The organism is Microcoleus sp. MON1_C5, from assembly GCF_036701875.1.
In the GTDB taxonomy this organism is placed as follows: domain Bacteria; phylum Cyanobacteriota; class Cyanobacteriia; order Cyanobacteriales; family Microcoleaceae; genus Microcoleus.
Genome location: NZ_JAUBRN010000002.1, coordinates 152,926 through 171,022, shown reverse-complemented (window position 1 = coordinate 171,022; position 18,097 = coordinate 152,926). Strand labels below are relative to the sequence as shown.

Genomic DNA, 18,097 nt, shown 5'->3' with positions numbered 1-18,097 from the left:
TAAGTGATTAATGGGAAAAACTCTCAACTTCAATCAGTTTCCACCGACAGGCTCGCAGCGTGAAAAACCTCTACTGGTTAGACAAAATTCAACCTTCAGACCGAGATGCAGTGGGAGAAAAAGCATTTTACTTGAGCTGTTTGCTCCAGAAAAATCATCCCGTTGTACCGGGTTTTGTCGTGCCGGCTCAAACATTTTGGCAGTTTTTAGAGTCGATCGAGTGCCTAGAACCGCTGTTTGCTGACTGGCCAAACTCTTCCCTGCACTTGAATGTCGATGAACCCAGACAACTGCAATCGATCGCCCGCAGCATCCGCCACCAAATCCTCGCCGGCAAACTGCCAGATTCACTGCTCTCCACCCTAGAGTCTGCTGTTTCTCAACTCAACTCACAGTCAAACTTAAACTCCACAGCCTTAATTTTTCGCCCTTCCCTGACTTCCTGGAACCCGAAAACAGTCGGCATTCTGGAATCTCAGGCAGTACGGGCAGAACCCGAAGCCATTGGGGCCGGACTCAAACGAGCTTGGGCAGAAATGTTCAGAGCCCGAAGTCTATTTTACTGGCAGCGGTGCGGCCTGCGGGTACAGCAAATCAATCCCGCAGTTTTGGTGCAGCCACTTCAAGAAGCGATCGCCGCAGGCGAGGTGAAAACAAAGGCGGGCGCACAGTGGGAAATCCAAGCCACCAGCGGTTTGGGATTGTCCCTCGCTAGGGGAGAAACCATCCCCGATTACTATCAAGTGCAGCCAGAAACAACCGCCGTTAAATTCCAGCGGATCGGTTACAAAACATTAGCCTACAATCTCAAAGTCGGCGATGGAGAACCGAAAAAAAAACTGCATATCGGCAAGTTTTCTGCTTTCCCAATTCCCGATTCTCCCTTTTTAATTCATGATTTTGGTGACTGTTGCGTGCAAGTTTTAGCCCTAGGAGAGGAAGCGCAAACAGAATACATTTTAGAGGAAGCGCAACTGCGAGAAATCATGGAATTGAGTAAAAAAGTGAGCGCAGAATTTGACTCGGATTTAATTTTGGAGTGGACGCTAAACCAGACAGCAAACAGCGGCGAATCGCAGTTTTATTTCACTCAAGTTCGTCTTGTGAAAGGGGAAAAAGTCGCGCCGGTAGAGGAAAATCCGATCGCCCTCCTGCAGCCAAACTCGATCGCCCCAGCCAGAACTCCTGCGATACTCAGAGGTGTGGGAGCAGCATCAGGAAAAGCCGAAGCAATTGCCCAAGTTATGACTAATTCCCACCCAGAAAACGCGGAATTCTTAGCCGGAGGCATTTTGGTAGCCCGGACAATCGATCCGAATTGGCTGCCTTGGCTGAAGGTTGCTGCTGGGGTGATTGCGGAACAAGGAGGCATGACCTGCCACGGCGCCATTTTAGCTAGAGAATTGGGGATTCCCGCCGTTGTGGGAGTGGCAGGGGCCACTCGGGCGATCGCCTCGGGCGATTCGGTTTTGGTAGACGGCGATAGCGGAGAAGTTTTTGCCCTCGCCCAACACGATGCGATCGAGACAGGAGACAGCGGCCGACTTCGGGACACAGCAAAAAAGGCAGATGTATACAGTACAGCAGCAAAAATGTCAATAGCCAAGCACCAATCTTCTACCTCCGATCGATCGTCCAATTCCGCGCCTAAATCTCGACAATCTGAGTCTACTCAATATGTTTGGGGCCCACCAACGGCGACTCAACTGCTAGTTAATGTCAGCCAAACAAGTTCGATTGACCGCCTCAAAAATCTGCCAATAGACGGCATCGGATTGCTGCGATCGGAATTAATGGCATTAGAAGCTTTGGACTGTCAAAACCCCAAAGTTTGGCTGCAAGACGGCCGCCAATCGGAATTTGTCGATCGCATGGCGGATTGCCTCAGCTTATTTGCTGCTGCCGTTTCGCCGCGGCCAATATTTTATCGCTCTCTCGATTTACGGGAGTCAGGCGCCCACGGCAGTTTCAGTTATACCTTTGAACCGGAATTATTTGATTGGGAACTCTGCGTACTTCAAAAAGTCTGCGAGTCAGGCCATACCAATGTTAATTTAATTTTGCCTTTCGTGCGCTCGGTTGACGAGTTTATATACTGCCGCCAGCGCTTAGAAACTGTTTGGAAAAACCGCTCAACCGAGTTTCAAATGTGGATTATGGCGGAAGTTCCTTCGGTGTTATTTTTATTGCCCGATTACGTAAAAGCCGGAGTTCAAGGAATTTCGATCGGCACTAACGATTTAACCCAATTACTATTAGGAGTTCACCGCAACTCCGACCATGTAGCAGGTGCTTTCAACGGGCGCGATCGAGCAGTGATGAGGGCGATCGAACAATTAATCAAACAGGCCCGGGCCGCCGGCATTCCTTGCTCAATCTGCGGCGACGCTCCCGCATTGTATCCCGAGACAGTTGAATCCTTCGTGCGGTGGGGAATTTCGTCTATTTCGGTCAATGTCGATGCTGCAGAACAAACTTCCAGGGCGATCGTCCGCGCCGAACAGCGCATACTCCTAGAACTCGCTCGATCGATAATTAACAATTAATCACTCCCGGACTCACTTGACCCCAGAAATCCGGTTTCTACTCTAAATCATAGCTTTGGCAAGCAGCCACCCGCTCAGAAATCGGATTTCTAGACAACCCGTGCGTCCAGGAATATTAACAACTACAGAAACCCGGTTTCTGAGTAGATATAGCAACCACCCTGACGCTTAGGAAATTCTTAATTTCTCAAACCCTTGCTTTGATTCCTTTTATTGCTTCTTCCTTCTTCCCTCTTCCTTCTTCCTTCTTCCTTTTTCCCTCTTCCTTCTTCCTTCTTCCTGACATCCGTTACATCCGTTACATCCGTTAAATAATCCGTTGCCGAACTTCCTTCTTCCTTCCACTAACATCCGATTTTAAAGCTAGGATAGAAATATCACCAAATCTTGACCCGGAGGTACAAACCGTGAAATCAAAAATTATTGCAGCCGCAGCAATACTTGCCGCCCTCGCCTTTCTGCATCCTCACCCAGCATTATCTCAACCTGCAACTGACGGTGGCAAAAAACCAGGATTCTGGCAACCTCAAGCGCAGGTTGACAATACTCGCAACATAACCCTCAGACTGTTAAATGAAACTGGATTAAACCTAGAATACGGTCAATCAGGTGCCAACTTGTCATCCTTGCCCGTCGGAACCAGCAAAAACATCATTGTTCGTATCAGCAATCGCACCGGCGACATTGCCAATATTCCGATTAATGCCACAGGAGGAAGCACAACTTTGAAATACGACTATAACGTTGACTCGCAGACAAACCTTGTGACGATTCGCATCACCAGATCAGACCCCCGCACTCGGCAAGACCGATCAGTTTATATTGATGAAAAAGGGCGAGTTTACTCTTTCTAAGACTAACGCTCATCAACCCGGTTTCTCCTGATAAATTTTGCTTTTAGCAGCGAGGTATGGCGGAAGAAATCGGGTTTCTAGACTAGCGTGCATAAATTCTGTCTTTCTCCAAAAATTATGAATCAAGTGCAGCCCACAAAGAATCGATGTTTTTGTGCAGCGGATTTGACATTGCATCCCCAAAATCAACTGCTGCTAGCAATTCGGCGCTAGTAGCGCACTGGTGCATCAGGTGGGTTCCGACAGGATGTCAACCGCCGCATCGCGGACTAATATCCGTCGTTTCTCTTGAAACCTGCGCCTCGATTTCCCTCTTCTTTCGGTTTAGCTTTGTTCACTCGCAAGGGGCGGCCCATCCACTCTGCACCGTCTAATTCGGCAATTGCAGCGTCTTCTTGGGCATCCTCCATCATCTCAACAAATGCAAAACCGCGCATCCGACCGGTTTCCCTGTCGGTAGGCAAGACAACTCGCTTGACTGTGCCGTATTCTGCAAATACTGCTGTCAGGTCTTCTTCGGTGGCGCGGTAAGACAGATTTCCAATGTAGATAGTCATGTCGATCGAACTGAACTTGTTGTGCTATACATAATAACCTGTTAATTTAACTGTCAAGTGCTATCTACCATACAACTGGGCAATCGACTTTGACTAAAAGGGTTTGCCGCACTGACCAACCCTTGGTACTGGCTGCAATAGTTAGCTTAATCAAAACTCATATCCTCACTCGCCCTGCGGATGAGTGAGAATATGAGTTTTGGGGTGGCGAGGACTCCTACCCCTGAACAATATTTGATTTTAATCACATCACTGATGGGTGGGCGACGAATCACGGAGTATCTTCGGAAACAAAGCCACTAACAAGGTCTAATATATTAGGTTGCTTTGGATCGCGAGCGTTGATATAGCGGTTCTCAACTTTCGTAAGGTACTTGGCAGTTAATTACCAATTCCCCAATTCTTCCATTCTTTAATCTACAATTTAAATCTGTACCTCATTCACTTGAGAATTGCTATACACATCTAGACAGGCCTTTGAGGAAACCTACTTCACCTCTCCCCAGCCCTTTCCTAAACGGGGAGATGTCACCTTCAATCCTTGGGCCAAATTTGGAATGGCAAATTGGAAATGAGGAATAGGACAGATTTTCTCTCCATCTCTTTAATCCCCAGTTTAGGATATTACTTTTCTCAATTAAACTAAGGATGTGAGATTTAAAGCAGCTTTGTTAAGTGTTTGAGTGCCAATTCGACTTTGGGTAATACCGCTGGCTGTTTCCGTTGCTCCTTTATTCAGAACATTCATCGCATCTACCACTTGCTCAATAGCGATCGCCTGCTGTTTGGTATTGAGATAAATTTGCTGACTGCTGACAACAACACTGTTAATAGCATTAGCAACATTGCTAAAATTATCCGCCGTACCTTCAGTCAATTTCAGGCTATTATCTAAAGTTTTTTTGCCCTCATCTGTTACCATCACTGTCTTATTAATGGCATTCTTAATATCGTTTACTAAATCATTAATCTGAGCCGACGATTTTTTGCTTTCATCTGCGAGTCGGCGAATTTCCCTTGCCACCACCCCAAACCCCTTTCCTTGTTCTCCGCTGCGTACTGCTTCCACTGTAGCGTTAATTGCCAGCATATTAGTTTGATTAGCCAAATCGCTGACTAAATTGGTAATATTAGCAATCTGATTGGTTTGCTGGCTCAAATGTAAAACTTGCTCGGCGATAGCTCCGACTTTTTGCGTCAAACTCAACATTCCCTGCTGGGTTTTATGCACCACTTTACTGCCTTCTGCTGCCAGATTTAAGACATTACTGGCATTCTCAAGGGCTGACTCGGCTTGCATAGCTGATTGCCTCGATGATGCGCCCAATTCATCCATTGTGGTAGTTGTTTGATTAACAGAAGCAGCTTGTTGTACAGCAATACGTTCCTGTTGCTCAATTGTAGCAGCGATCTCGGTAGAAGAAGTGACAATCATATTAATAATACCTTTCAGCGCTTTATCTAAAGGTTTGGCGATCGCTATGCTTAAAGCTATTCCTAAACTAATCGCTGTTAGCGGTCCAACTGTCATAGCCAATAATACAGCTACTTGAGTATTCCTAATATCATTTTCTGCGATTTTATAAGCGTCGTCGGCTTGCTTTCTGTTGGATGTAGCTACGGCTAAATTTGCTTGTTCGGCCTTTATATATTCAAGGCGAATTACCTTAGATTGCTGACCAAGTTTATTCAAAAGGTTACTAGCTGTTTTTGCCCTTGCCATTTCTGGCGAATTACTTTTACCTTGATTAATTAGGTTTAGCTGCAAGCCCAAAGGATTCAAAATTCCCACTTTCTCAAATTCTTGATTAATTCGCAGGAGTTCTTGATCTTCCTGCTTCCACTTCTCCCAATACTTAAGCATTTGTTGATATAGTGCGTTTTCCTCTGCGGTACGTGGAGTGGCTTCGTATGCTTTAAACCCATCTTGAATCTGCTGCCAAGCCTTGTCCATTCTGTTTAAGGCATCTTGCCTTTCTGCTTGACTGAGTGCCGGATTAATTAGCGCTCTCTCGGATGACTCGATTTGGGTTTGTCCCTCGTTAATTTTCCATAATGCTTCAATACTCGGTAAATTATTTTTACCTATAGTATCTATGTGTTGACTGAGATTAGATGTTGAGTTCCATCCTACCCAGGCAACTAAAAATACTAAAAGTCCCATAATCAGAAAGGCGCCGATCAGTCTGGTTTGTAAATTCATTTTTCTCAACATACTATTTCTGCTTCCTTCTACTACAGTTATCCTCGCTGCCATCCTCAACATATCTTGTATATTATACCTTTTCTCCGGTAGATCAAGTACCTATTAGGATTTTACCTTTGAGATTTTACCTTTTAAAATTAGTAATTAATTGATCGGTAACTCCCGATCCTGAAAGTCGCTATCGATTTTGGGTGACGGCGCAGTTACGGTAGCTTTTTGCTTGTCATCATGCTGAATTCATTTTTATAAACCCCTTTAGTCTACAGCTTAAAACCTGGCTTTACACAAACCAAGCCTGCCCACGCCAATTATAAAAAGTGGTAAAATTATAATTAAGTTTGGAGTTCAGAGATAAAGCCTTTGTGAGGCAGATGAGGTATCATATTGTTGACTAATTTATAACGGTAAAATATAAAATATAAGATAAATGAACTATAATTCGCTCAAGAGTCACAGCATCACCATAAGTGGAGGAGACGCCCCCTCCACTCACAGCACGTTTGTTTGCCAAGCATTGAAAACATCATACATTACTAGCAATGAAAGCTGATTATGTTGATTTTAGACAAGAAATTATCGAGGTTTATCATTACGGAAGCAATCTCACAAAAATTCATACCTAACTGTTTTTTGGGAGTTCTCAGTTTTGTAAAAAAATTACTTAAACAGGCTCCTAAAACCAAAAATATTGCTCATCTAGCTAATTTATGCGATCGGGCAAAATTAATACCGAACAACTGATAATTTTAGAGCCGATTGAAAATAAAAATGATTTAATCTTGAATAACTTCATTCTTAACTATTGAATAAAAGATTCAAGGGCAATAAATAAAACGAACAAACCTGTAAAAATATTTTATACAAACAGTATATATAAGGATAAATAAAGTTATAATATAAGTTAATTTAAGCAGTAAAATGATACAATTACATTTCAGGCTATTATGCTCCGAAAATCTACCATAACTAAGGAAAAATGCTTGGGTAGTGAGGGAGAACGATTATAGAAAGAGAGAAAATAAGTAAAGAAAGTAATCAAGAAAAAGGGCGAAAGTAATATACTTGTCGCCGCCTTACCCCGATTGATCATAACCCTAAAAAATTACGGTCAAAAATTAAAAATGTTTTCAGTTTTATTAACACAACAAATTATTAATAATTAGGAAAGGCGAGAGAGTTTGCATTCCGTCAACTTTCTCAGGTCAACTTTCTAAGCAAGATATTTGGAACTGGTTTACACGCTGCTGTTATTGTACTTTATCTATCTGAGAAAGGCTATACGGGAATCGAAAGTGTCTGTGCAGACTTTCTAGCGGGCACGGAGAAATTAAGTCTAGCCAAGTGGGGAAATCCCGTAAGGGAAAAACGCGAAAAGCCAAACTGTGAAGTTTGGAAGCCCACGCCATAACTGTAATCAGTTTGGCGTTGGGAGGATGTTACTGCTTTTCCTTAGTCGATCGAGATTGACTGAGGCCCCGTGCTTTTACCGTTGGTGGGTTCGGCTGGGGGAGTAGTGTAGGAAGTTGAACCAGCTTGCTCGTCGATCCAGCTTTTAACGGGATCTTCGTGAAGGTTGAGTCGAAGCAGGCCAGATAAAAATCCGCCCGCGAAGGCGATCGGCTGTTGGATCAATTCTTGGGCCATTGGGATGAGTTCGTCGAGGAACATTCAAGAGTCTCCTTTTGCTGCAGGGGTTCTACCTTAACTGTATCGTTTGTACTGCGATGCTGGCAGCGGGCTACAAAAAACCTTGTTCCCAGCCCTGAAGATGCCCGCTCGGGCAATTTTTCGGCTAATGACTTACAATGCTAATCACATTGCTGCAAAAATTTTATGTGCCGTTTGCTTGGCTACCTCGGGGAGCCGATTTTACTCGATGCTATTCTGTACAAGCCGGAACATTCCCTAATTGTGCAGAGTTACGATCCCCGCGAAATGACTTCTGGCGTACTCAATGCTGACGGTTTTGGTCTTGGTTGGTATCACCCGCACCTAGATACTGACCCGTTCACCTATAAAAATGTACAGCCAATTTGGAGCGACGTTAACCTTCCGAGTATCAGTCGATACGTTGAATCCGGATGCGCGATCGGATACGTTCGCAGTGCAACTTCAGGACAAGCTGTAGATTTGAGCAACTGTCAGCCGTTTCAGAACGATCGCCTGCTGTTCGTACACAACGGCTTCGTGAAGAATTTTCGGCAAACTCTTTACAGACCAATTCGCGATCGACTCACCGATACCATTTATCAATCAATTAACGGCACTACCGATTCAGAGCATATCTTCGGCTTGTTCGTCAATGAATTGACAGCCGCCAATATGACTCTAGAAGCTGCTTTGCAAAACACGCTGAAAACTGTGGCAGAGCTAGCCAACTCTCACCAAGTAGAATTTTCAGCTAATATCATTATCAGCGACGGACACCAGCTCGTTGCCTCTCGCTTTGCTGCCCAAAAAACCCCTCCTTCCCTCTATTGGCTGCGGGACGATTTAAATTTCCCGAATTCTGTCATCATTGCTTCTGAACCTTTATTTGCAGGCAATTGGCACGAGTGCCCAGTCCAGAGCATTATCAGTACCGGAGTAGAGCGTGATATCGAAATCTATCCAATCTTGTAGAGAGGCAATATATCGCGATTTGCAGCAGTGTCGGCGCGGCACTTTCAAGCTATTTGCAGACATCGATTATGATACTTTTTGCCGCCAAGCTCATCCTGATTTTAGTCCGGTTGGCTGGCACTTAGGTCACATTGCTTATACTGAGGATTTGTGGCTGTTGCAACGATGTGCTGGCTTGGAACCTGTCTTGCCTCAGTATCACCAACTGTTTGCTGCTGATATTTTGCCGAAAAAACAACGGGTTTTTCTGCCGACGTTACCTGAAGTTGAATTATATCTGGACGCGGTGAGAAAAAAGGTGTTAGATTATTTGGAAGTAGCGCCGATAGACGAGCAAGAACGTCTCTGGCGGTTTATTATTCAGCACGAAAGCCAGCACTGCGAAACAGTTGCTTTCGTGTTGCAAATGCACAGGAAGAAGGAAGAAGGAAGAGGGAAGAAGGAAGAAGGAAGAGGGAAGAAGGAAGAAGGAAGAGGGAAGAAGGAAGAAGGAAGATTAATTTCCAATTACCGATTACCAATTGCAGATTACCAATTACAAATTACGGATTCCCAGGCGATTGAAATTCCGGGCGGGGAATTTTACATGGGAAGCGATGCTGCTGAGGCTTTGGATAACGAGCGATCGCGCCACCTGTGTTATTTAGAAGCATACTCGATCGATCGCTATCCCGTCACTTGCCGTCAATACCGAGATTTCATGGAATCCGGCGGCTATCAAAACCCTGATTGGTGGTCAGCGGACGGCTGGAAATGGCTGCAAGGCGAAGCCGTCTCTCAACCGCTTTACTGGTCAGAAAATCCAGCTTTCAACAACCATCCAGTCTGCGGCGTGAGTTGGTACGAAGCCGAAGCTTACTGCAACTTTGTTGGCAAGCGTTTGCCATCGGAAGCAGAATGGGAAAAAGCTGCGAGTTGGGATGCCACAAATCAAACATATCGCATCTATCCTTGGGGAGAAGAACAGCCAAACGGCAGCCTGTGCAATCACGGCAATAATATTGCCAATACCTCGCCAGTTGATGCCTTCCCCAAAGGAGCAAGTGCGATCGGCTGCTGCGATATGTTAGGCAATGTTTGGGAGTGGACTGCTTCAACCTTTGACGCCTATCCGGGATTTGAAAGTTATCCTTACAGGGGCTATTCTCAAGTTTATTTTGATGGAGAACACCGGGTTTTGAAAGGGGGGAGTTGGGCGACTTTTCCGCAGGCACTGCGATCGACCTTTCGGAATTGGTACTATCCGGGCGTGCGGCAAATTATTGCTGGTTTTCGGTGCGCTAAGTAGTTCGCTAGGTAATGATAACTGCAATCAAATTGGTTCGTAGTGATGACTAAAGTCCTCGCAGTTTTCAGAGGACTTTAGCCCTCACTACTTGCCTTATAACGCTTATTTTACGGACATCCTATAAATGCCTGGACAGGGTATTTGCAACGAAACTTGTTTGCGAAATGCCTAACTTTTTTCCATGTAACAAGCTCAAATAAAACAAGTTTGGTTAATTATTTAATAATTTTTGTGGAGAAATTTTAAGTTTTAATTGTGGATGCGATCGCCATCCGGTGAGACAATACAGAACCCAGATCGGCAGGAAAAATCTGACTTGAGCGCGATATTTGGCAACGCGACTGCGTGCTATACCGATATGTGCATCTAAAAATTACTTTATGAAATCCCCAAGACTGTCCGACACAACCAACTCAGCCTTAACGAAGGAAAACCGGCTGCACTTAGAGCGACTGGTGAGCGCTGCGGCACTGACACCCGCAGAAATCAATGCTGGCAGCGATGCAGTTAGCGGGTTGACTCAAACCCGCAAATCCCTGCCTCCAAAGTATTTCTACGACGATCGCGGCTCGAAGCTGTTTGAGTTGATTTGCCAGTTGCCGGAATACTACTTGACACGCACTGAGACGGCTATTTTGCAGGGGTGCGCGGGGGCGATCGCAAATTTAACTGGCCCCTGCGAAATCGTCGAACTCGGCAGCGGCAGTTCCACAAAAACTCGGATTCTCCTTGATGCTTACAGTCAACTGGAGTATCCCCTGCATTATTTGCCGATCGACATCAGTCCTACTATCCTAGAAAGCAGCGCTTGTCAACTGTTGGCAGATTATCCGTCGCTCCAGATTCACGGACTTGTCAGCACATACGAATTAGCCTTAGCTAAAATTGCACCGTCGCCGTTGCCAACCCGAATGATTTGCTTTCTCGGCAGTACCCTCGGCAATCTCAACGCTCAAGAATGCGATTTGTTCTTCTCGCAAATTGTCGGTGCATTGCAGCCGGGAGAGTATTTTTTGCTGGGAATTGACTTGGACAAATCTAAAGATATTTTAGAGCCTGCATACGATGACAGTCAAGGAGTAACGGCGGCATTTAACTTGAATATGCTGCGGCATTTAAATCGAAAATTTGAGGGAAATTTTGATTTAGCACAGTTCGAGCATTGGGCTTTTTACAATCAAGAGGAATGTCAAATTGAAATGCACTTAAAAAGTAAAAAAACGCAAACTGTGCAGTTGCGTTCTCTCAATTTAACTGTTGAATTTGCAGCGGGAGAAACTATCCGCAGCGAAATATCGCGCAAGTTTAATCTCAATACTGTAAAGGAAGAACTTTCGCAGCGTGGTTTAATGCCGGTGCAAGTTTGGACCGATCCCAATCAGTGGTTTGGCTTGATGCTTTGTCAGATGTCAGAAGTTAATAAATGAGTTCTTCAGATATTACCCACAGTCAGGACACCGGGCCGCGATCATTGGTGTCAACTTAAGAGTGAAACCATTGATAAATATCGGTTTTACGTGAGTCTATATCTCGCTAAATCCCCCTTAAGAAGCTATGCTTTATAACCATCTTTCTTAACTTTTGGAGAGCGATCGCTCTTACGCTCTCAAACCCCCATTCCTCGATCACCAGTTATCAATAAACTTGACTTTTTATCAACAAACATAAGTGTCAAATTGTCAATGCTGGTGGGAAAATGAATCAGGAAAGCCTTGTGAAACAAGGCTTTCCTGATTGTTAAGGAAGATGTGGGTACCGCATAGCTTAAGAAGGGGGGCTAGGGGGGATCGAACCCTAATAGTCAAACAGCAGACCGGTATTACGTTTGACGTTAAGTTGACACGAATGGGGAGAATCATATTAATTTTACTTCACTAGGGCGTTATTTTTTGTGGAACCCGAAGGCTCTGCTTGGAACTTATCGCATAAGTGTTGTGCCATAAGTTGAGCAACTTGCTCATGGCCTTGACTATTCCAATGGCCTTCACAGGGTAGAGCATTGGGAAAGCCATGTACGCAAGTTTTATTTTTTTCTGCATACTCTCGCAATCGCGGGACTGTATCCAAGGTCGTAATATTGAGGGTATCGCCAAGGGATTTGATTCTCTGATTAGGATAATACAAGTCCTTAATGCCAGATTGTTTCATATGGCCTTGACGAGCTATAGGATCGGGGTGGACTTGAGATCCCGTACTGACAATCAAAACCATAAAATCTGCCTTTTTTGCCTTAACTTCCTGATTCATTAGTGAAATTAATCCTTCTGTCACCTGCCAAGCCTCTTTCCATTCTGGATCAATAGGTTCTTGAAAGTTCTTAGAAAATCGTTTTTTTTCTGTGGCATCAAGCAGACGTTTCTTATTCTCTAAATCAACTTGTCTGACTAACCGCAAAATGCGTGAATTATTGACCCACCAAGTGGGAAGATAATCAACCAGGGAAAAATTCAAATATTCATGTTCTTTAGGTGACATTTTAACCCATGACATATCTGGGACTAATTCACCATTTTTATAGACGAAATAGGGCCGACGTTGATAAAAATCAAGTTTTTTTGAATTATTAATAAGATCGTTGCCCGGGTAAAAAGCTAAGATCACTAAATCGGGAGAATATTTCCAGACTTTATGGCGCAAAGTCATTAGTTCTTGAGCCGTCCCATAACCCTGAACCCCAAAATTAATTACCTCAACTTTGCCATCGCCTAACGCAGTACATTTTTTATTGAGTTGCTTTCTCATTTTCCACCAAAAAGTCTTTTCCATCGGCACTTGTAAAGCTTCGGCAAAGGAATCTCCCACCACCGCGATCCGAAAAGTTTTTGGTGGTTTCTCCTTCGTATGTTCACGATCGCGTAAACCATCTTTATTCGCCTGGATGAAGGAGCGCTCCCCTTCACCCTGCCACTCGAAAGACGCGCCCGGATTCAATGACCAAGCTCCAGCGGGATCGTCTAATCTGTAGGTCTCAAAAGAGACAGGCTCACTGGGCTTTTTCAGACCTTTAATTCCCCCCAGATGAAGAGCTAATTCTCCCAGGAAAACACCCGCCATAATTCCCCCCAAAATTAGGCTGAGTTGTTGCCCCCATAAACTTAGTTTTCTCATGTTAGTTTTCTCTTGGGTAGAAATCGGCTCTAAATCGCGGCAAGTATCTCAAAAAGACAATCCCTACAATACAATAATTGGTGTTTGGAGCGCGCTCATAAAAAGTCGCAACCGCTTCCAACCATAATTAATTGGATTCAGGGATAAGGGCGCTATCCTGTCTCTATTGAAAAACTGTCCGAAGTATTGCTCTGAGTAAGTTTACCAAAGTATTTGACTCTTAGCAATTACCAATTACTAATTACCAATTAACAAATCGGCCGCTGTCCGGGTTTGACGGCGTGAATGTACTCGCTGCCCGATGTCGGCCATCCCCGCTTATAATAAGCTTCCTCCGGCTTCCCCCAGCCCAACTGCAACAAAATTTCTAGAAAATCCAACTTTTCCCACTTCGAGAGACTGGCCCATTCTGTGCGCTGGGCTATAGCCTCTACATCAACCGACTCGATCGATCGAAAATCCTTCCCGTTGTTAATGCTTAAATACAAATCCATCCCGGCAGTTACCTGCTGCCAGAATTCCAACATAGCAATCTTAGCTGCCTTCAGCGTGATCAAATCAACCGGTAGAGCTATTAATTCGTCATCCACTGCCGGATAGCGTAGAGTATTGCCTTTAACTGCGATTTCCCGCCAGACAATCCCAGAAACCTGATGTTCCCGCTGGTATTCGTGCACGGCAGCCTTAAAATTTTGATAAGCAGTGAACTTCTGAACTCCCTCAGATTTGAGAAAGCGGTCAATCACGGGGTTGCCTGTAGCAGGAGTTTCAGTCAAGTTGAGGCGCCGCCCATGCAAGCAGGCTTGGCGCTCTTCTTCGAGGATTTTAATGAGTTCCGCCGTGCTGTAGAGCTTGGACATCTTTATTGAGGCAAAATCAAGATATTGGCTGATATTCGGCTGGTTTTCTCGACTAATCTTCGGTAAAGATAGTTTTGCTGTTCTAGGCAATATTCAGTTTTGCCGTTATTCTAACTTTTCTTGCTGCTTAATTCTAGTTTGATAATTTACAGGAGTCGAGCCGCGAAATCCCGACAGCCTCTTAAAAAAAGCAGTTAAGAGGCTGTCGAATCACGAACTAGAGTGGGAACTGCACCGCCGACGTACCTCGCGGGATTTTTCGCCAAAAACAAAGCCCCCTCCAAGGAGGGGGCAAAACTGATTTAGAGGTTTGGGAGTTTTATTTGATGGGTCGATCGAACAACCCGAAAAAAAAGCAGCATTCGCACCTGCAGTCAACTACCAAAACTCAAATTTTCAGTGTCAAAGCTTAGTAGCGTCGTGAAGAGCGCTCTTTGTCGCCCCAGCCGCCGCCGCCGCCCGAGGAGCGTTTGTTGTCTTCGCGAGGTTTGGCTTTGTTGACTTTCAAGTCGCGGCCCATCCACTCAGCACCGTCTAGAGCTGCGATGGCTGCTGCTTCTTCTGCCTCGCTTGCCATTTCCACAAAAGCAAAACCCCGCATCCTGCCTGTTTCCCGGTCCACTGGCACTTGGACGCGGCTTACAGTACCGTACTCGGCAAATACTTCGTTGAGGTCGTCTGATGTTACCTCATATGAAAGATTACCCACGTAAATCGACATAAAATCTCCAGAATCATTAGGGTGCAGAGATTTAGATTCGGAGAGACGCTTGTAAATAAACACCAACAAACTACGCCACCGAATTTAATTCTTGGAAAACCACTATAACATGAAGCCACCAGAATCAGCAATTGGCTGTCATAATTTTCAATTTTCGGTGCCGTCGGGCAATCGCCAACAGAAAGTATTCGTGATAAGTGACATCTTACACTCTTGGCGTCATCCGCTTGGTTTCTTGCTGCGCGATCGACCTGATATCTGAGATTTTTCGTCGCTGTTACCAGGTTGATTGGGTCTGATTGAGAACAGTGCTTGAGATTCAGTTATAACTGACATCACGCACTGTTCTCCCTGGACAAGCCTCCTGCCCGTTCCACCAGAGATAAATGTTTTTAGCCCAGCATTAATCTTCCGAGTCAATGTCCCATCTTCCATCTCCCGTCTCTCATCGCATCCGATTTAGCCCCCGATAATGGCGGTTCCCAAATAATTCTCAAAAGAGTTATTAGTCATATCTACGCGCATTTTATACATATAGACATCAAAGTTCACCCGAGATAGAGCGACTTGACCAGAATTGCCCTTTTGAATGGCGGGTCTTCCTGCATACAGAGGAAAATTACTTGTAATTTTTATTCACAATAGATTCAGTTTTAGCTTATGAAATGTCCCCGTTGCGGCTCTCAATATATTGTAAAAAAATGTCGCACTTACAAATACAAAAAAAATTGAATTTTCGAGAGTGGGGAAGACAATAGGTGAGGGCTTAGAGACACGAACTGATTTTTAAACAAACAAGATAGTTGATTATCGTGAGTCGCTTAGAGAAAATATTTTTGGTTGTATTTGTAAGCTAGTTAATTTGGTAGTGACGCTAGTATGTCAATGAGAACCAAATCTTTGAAATGTCCACCTGCCAAATTTATATATCCTAATTGTTGGGCGCTTGGGTGATATCATTTAACAATATTTCACGATATTTATATGTTCATCTCTTAGACTTGCTACATTGTCGGGCTTTGCCTAAATGCAATAAGAGGACACTTTATTGAAAATTAAAAAAATCAGAAACATTAGCTATATTTTGGATTAGTCGTTAATAATAAAAACCTACTCATTGATCTAAAATTTTCATTTTATTCATTTTTTAAGCTTTTCTGTAGTTTCTATATTTGCTCTTTCTATGAGATGATTATATGCTGGCATTTTTACACTAATTGCATGAATTTGGTTTTCGATTATACCGTATTTAAATGTCTAACAGCTTATGTCCTAGGAAAGATGCGATCGCACTCCTACCTCCCTAGCATTATAAAAGTTGAAAGCCCAGAGTCCACAAAGATTGTCTAGTACAGAGAGAAGCAAGCCTAGACAAACGAGCGTGAAGCAGTTACAGAGGATTTTAAATGGTTATAAACAGTTCGTTGACCCGGCCCTTGGCTGTCGTGACGGGTGCCTCTAACGGTATCGGCTACGAACTCGCCAAACAGTTCGCTCAAAACGGATTCGATCTCCTAGTCACCGCCACCGGAGCGAGCATCAATGAAGCGGCTCAAGCCTTTGAGGGGCTCGGTGCCAAAGTCGAGACAGTGCAGGCAGACCTCGCTACCTACGACGGTGTTGAGACGCTCTACAACCAGATAAAAGCGACTAATCGGCCAGTGGATGCGATCGCAATTAATGCCGGTGTCGGCGTCGGGGGCGACTTTGCCCGCGAGACAGACTTGAAGGACGAACTAAATCTGATAAACCTCAACGTTGTCTCCTCTGTGCATTTGGCTAAACGGGTAGTTAAGGATATGGTCGATCGCGGCCAGGGACGGATTCTATTCAGTTCGTCGATTGCCGCCCTAATGCCGGGGCCATTCGAGGCAGTCTATGCAGCATCCAAAGCCTTCATCCACTCGTTTTCGGAGGCACTCCGCAATGAGTTAAAAGATACAGGTGTAACTGTCACCTCGCTGATGCCCGGCCCAACCGATACTAACTTCTTCCATCGGGCGGGAATGGATGACACGAAGGCGGGCGCAGACAAGAAAGATGATCCAGCCGAGGTTGCCAAGCAGGGATTTGAAGCCTTGATGGCCGGTAAGGACAACATCATTGCAGGTTCACTCAAGACAAAGATCCTGGCCAACGCGAGCAAAGTTTTGCCTGATACCGTCAATGCCGAACTGCACAGTCTACTTACTGAACCGGGATCTGCTAACCAATAATTTCCGCCCGTCTTACTACTCTTATGTGGAGATTTAAAGAAAGTAAATATCGCAGATAATTGCAAGATTGCTGCCGATAAAAGCGTGTTTACTTCTCCCAGTAGTGCCGATTTAGCACAGTTTGAGCAGGCGTTCATCAATGCCATTATGTAGCATCCGCCTGGGATGCGAACTGAGGAATAAATGGTTATAGCCTAAGTAATGTAATACAGAATATTTATGCAAATTCATCATCTCAATTGTGGCTGTATGTGTCCCATTGGTGGGGCGCTTTTCGATGGCTTCAGTCGGGGTTTGACGGCTCACCTCGTCTGCCACTGTCTGCTCGTTGAAACGAATCAGGGACTGGTTCTGATTGATACCGGCTTCGGATTGCGGGATATCCAGTCCCCTTACTCTCGGCTCAGCCCGTTTTTCGTCCACTTTAATAATATCCAGTTCGATCGCAAGTACACGGCAATCCATCAAATTGAACAGCTCGGATTTTCACCAAGCGATGTGCGCCATATTGTACTCACCCACCTCGATTTCGATCATGCCGGTGGTCTAGAGGATTTCCCTGAAGCAACGGTACACGTCATGCAGGCTGAAATCGATGCCGCACAGGATCGGCACGGTTTCATCACAAAAAGGCGCTATCGTCCGGAGCAGTGGGATGAAGTCAAACGGTGGAAATACTATTCGGCGGGTGGCGAACCTTGGTTCGGTTTTGAAGCAGTCCGCGACCTCGACGGGTTGCCGCCGGAGATTTTGCTAATCCCGTTGGTGGGGCACACGCGCGGTCATGCTGGCATTGCCATTGATACACCCGATGGCTGGCTCCTGCACGCAGGCGATGCCTATTTCTACCGACACGAGATGGATGCCGCTAACCGACGCTGCACGCCCGGTCTGCGCGCCTACCAATGGATGATGGAGGTCGATCGCAAGGCTCGGTTGCTCAATCAAGGCCGACTGCACGCATTATCGGTGGAACATAGTAAAGATGTGCGCGTGTTTTGCAGTCACGATGCTATTGAGTTAAAAGCCTTCGCTGGCGGGTCTAGGAACTCTTAAAACTAGAAATTTCATCATTACTATTGATTAGGCAAAGTAGGCAGTCGGGGAAGTTGCAGCCCG

The 18,097-nt window shown here is 45.0% G+C and carries 15 protein-coding genes; 8 read left to right on the top strand and 7 right to left on the bottom strand.

Features of this window, described 5'->3' with window-relative positions:
• Positions 1-59 precede the first annotated feature (59 nt).
• Positions 60-2,546: a putative PEP-binding protein gene (locus tag QUA71_RS01945; RefSeq protein ID WP_333281538.1), complete on the top strand. Its 2,487-nt coding sequence runs from the start codon at positions 60-62 to the stop codon at positions 2,544-2,546.
• A 210-nt stretch (positions 2,547-2,756) separates the two neighbouring features.
• Here QUA71_RS01945 and QUA71_RS01940 read toward each other — a convergent pair whose 3' ends face one another.
• Positions 2,757-2,897, bottom strand: a complete 141-nt coding sequence (locus QUA71_RS01940) for a hypothetical protein (protein WP_333281535.1) — start codon at positions 2,895-2,897, stop codon at positions 2,757-2,759.
• A gap of 56 nt (positions 2,898-2,953) precedes the next feature.
• On the opposite strand from QUA71_RS01940, the gene QUA71_RS01935 reads away from it, so the two are divergent.
• On the top strand, positions 2,954-3,400 hold the full coding sequence (locus tag QUA71_RS01935; RefSeq protein WP_333281533.1) for a hypothetical protein: 447 nt from the start codon (positions 2,954-2,956) through the stop codon (positions 3,398-3,400).
• Between the two features lie 269 nt (positions 3,401-3,669).
• Here the strand turns inward: QUA71_RS01935 and QUA71_RS01930 are convergent, their stop codons facing one another.
• From QUA71_RS01930 to QUA71_RS01920, 3 genes are all read right to left on the bottom strand, one after another.
• Positions 3,670-3,957, bottom strand: a complete 288-nt coding sequence (locus QUA71_RS01930; RefSeq protein ID WP_333281530.1) for an RNA-binding protein — start codon at positions 3,955-3,957, stop codon at positions 3,670-3,672.
• 637 nt (positions 3,958-4,594) lie between these two features.
• Positions 4,595-6,160 (bottom strand): methyl-accepting chemotaxis protein, encoded by a 1,566-nt coding sequence (locus QUA71_RS01925; RefSeq protein WP_333281528.1) that lies wholly within the window; start codon positions 6,158-6,160, stop codon positions 4,595-4,597.
• Between the two features lie 1,452 nt (positions 6,161-7,612).
• On the bottom strand, positions 7,613-7,831 hold the full coding sequence (locus QUA71_RS01920; RefSeq protein WP_006632999.1) for a hypothetical protein: 219 nt from the start codon (positions 7,829-7,831) through the stop codon (positions 7,613-7,615).
• Positions 7,832-7,996: 165 nt separating this feature from the next.
• Between QUA71_RS01920 and egtC the strand changes: the two genes are divergently transcribed.
• The 3 genes from egtC to egtD all read left to right on the top strand — a co-directional run bounded on the left by egtC (position 7,997) and on the right by egtD (position 11,500).
• Entirely contained in the window at positions 7,997-8,785 is a 789-nt protein-coding gene (gene egtC / locus QUA71_RS01915) for an ergothioneine biosynthesis protein EgtC (RefSeq protein ID WP_333281525.1), read from the top strand.
• Positions 8,757-10,073 (top strand): ergothioneine biosynthesis protein EgtB, encoded by a 1,317-nt coding sequence (locus QUA71_RS01910; protein WP_333281522.1) that lies wholly within the window; start codon positions 8,757-8,759, stop codon positions 10,071-10,073. The genes egtC and QUA71_RS01910 overlap by 29 nt, the downstream gene beginning before the upstream one ends.
• A 380-nt stretch (positions 10,074-10,453) precedes the next feature.
• Positions 10,454-11,500, top strand: a complete 1,047-nt coding sequence (egtD, locus tag QUA71_RS01905; protein ID WP_333281519.1) for an L-histidine N(alpha)-methyltransferase — start codon at positions 10,454-10,456, stop codon at positions 11,498-11,500.
• Positions 11,501-11,939: 439 nt separating this feature from the next.
• Here egtD and QUA71_RS01900 read toward each other — a convergent pair whose 3' ends face one another.
• The 3 genes from QUA71_RS01900 to QUA71_RS01890 form a co-directional block, all read right to left on the bottom strand.
• Positions 11,940-13,181 carry an SGNH/GDSL hydrolase family protein gene (locus tag QUA71_RS01900; protein WP_333281516.1) on the bottom strand — a complete coding sequence of 414 codons (1,242 nt, stop codon included), beginning with the start codon at positions 13,179-13,181 and terminating at the stop codon, positions 11,940-11,942.
• A 248-nt stretch (positions 13,182-13,429) separates the two neighbouring features.
• On the bottom strand, positions 13,430-14,041 hold the full coding sequence (locus QUA71_RS01895; protein WP_333281513.1) for a hypothetical protein: 612 nt from the start codon (positions 14,039-14,041) through the stop codon (positions 13,430-13,432).
• Positions 14,042-14,450: 409 nt separating this feature from the next.
• A complete protein-coding gene (locus QUA71_RS01890) occupies positions 14,451-14,762 on the bottom strand; it encodes an RNA-binding protein (protein WP_190660670.1) in 312 nt (103 codons plus the stop codon).
• Between the two features lie 109 nt (positions 14,763-14,871).
• On the opposite strand from QUA71_RS01890, the gene QUA71_RS01885 reads away from it, so the two are divergent.
• The 3 genes from QUA71_RS01885 (at position 14,872) to QUA71_RS01875 (ending at position 18,034) form a co-directional block, all read left to right on the top strand.
• Positions 14,872-15,024 (top strand): hypothetical protein, encoded by a 153-nt coding sequence (locus QUA71_RS01885; RefSeq protein WP_190660672.1) that lies wholly within the window; start codon positions 14,872-14,874, stop codon positions 15,022-15,024.
• Positions 15,025-16,168: 1,144 nt separating this feature from the next.
• Positions 16,169-16,978 (top strand): SDR family NAD(P)-dependent oxidoreductase, encoded by an 810-nt coding sequence (locus QUA71_RS01880; protein WP_333281509.1) that lies wholly within the window; start codon positions 16,169-16,171, stop codon positions 16,976-16,978.
• A 219-nt stretch (positions 16,979-17,197) separates the two neighbouring features.
• Positions 17,198-18,034: an MBL fold metallo-hydrolase gene (locus tag QUA71_RS01875; RefSeq protein ID WP_333281505.1), complete on the top strand. Its 837-nt coding sequence runs from the start codon at positions 17,198-17,200 to the stop codon at positions 18,032-18,034.
• Positions 18,035-18,097: the final 63 nt, after the last annotated feature.

Excerpts from the sequence above, each read along its gene's own strand:
- QUA71_RS01940 (WP_333281535.1), bottom strand. The coding sequence starts at position 2,897 with ATGTTAGTGGAAGGAAGAAGGAAGTTCGGCAACGGATTATTTAACGGA.
- QUA71_RS01930 (WP_333281530.1), bottom strand. The coding sequence starts at position 3,957 with ATGACTATCTACATTGGAAATCTGTCTTACCGCGCCACCGAAGAAGAC.
- QUA71_RS01925 (WP_333281528.1), bottom strand. The coding sequence starts at position 6,160 with ATGAATTTACAAACCAGACTGATCGGCGCCTTTCTGATTATGGGACTT.
- QUA71_RS01920 (WP_006632999.1), bottom strand. The coding sequence starts at position 7,831 with ATGTTCCTCGACGAACTCATCCCAATGGCCCAAGAATTGATCCAACAG.
- egtC (WP_333281525.1), top strand. The coding sequence starts at position 7,997 with ATGTGCCGTTTGCTTGGCTACCTCGGGGAGCCGATTTTACTCGATGCT.
- egtD (WP_333281519.1), top strand. The coding sequence starts at position 10,454 with ATGAAATCCCCAAGACTGTCCGACACAACCAACTCAGCCTTAACGAAG.
- QUA71_RS01900 (WP_333281516.1), bottom strand. The coding sequence starts at position 13,181 with ATGAGAAAACTAAGTTTATGGGGGCAACAACTCAGCCTAATTTTGGGG.
- QUA71_RS01895 (WP_333281513.1), bottom strand. The coding sequence starts at position 14,041 with ATGTCCAAGCTCTACAGCACGGCGGAACTCATTAAAATCCTCGAAGAA.
- QUA71_RS01890 (WP_190660670.1), bottom strand. The coding sequence starts at position 14,762 with ATGTCGATTTACGTGGGTAATCTTTCATATGAGGTAACATCAGACGAC.
- QUA71_RS01885 (WP_190660672.1), top strand. The coding sequence starts at position 14,872 with ATGAAGCCACCAGAATCAGCAATTGGCTGTCATAATTTTCAATTTTCG.
- QUA71_RS01880 (WP_333281509.1), top strand. The coding sequence starts at position 16,169 with ATGGTTATAAACAGTTCGTTGACCCGGCCCTTGGCTGTCGTGACGGGT.
- QUA71_RS01875 (WP_333281505.1), top strand. The coding sequence starts at position 17,198 with ATGCAAATTCATCATCTCAATTGTGGCTGTATGTGTCCCATTGGTGGG.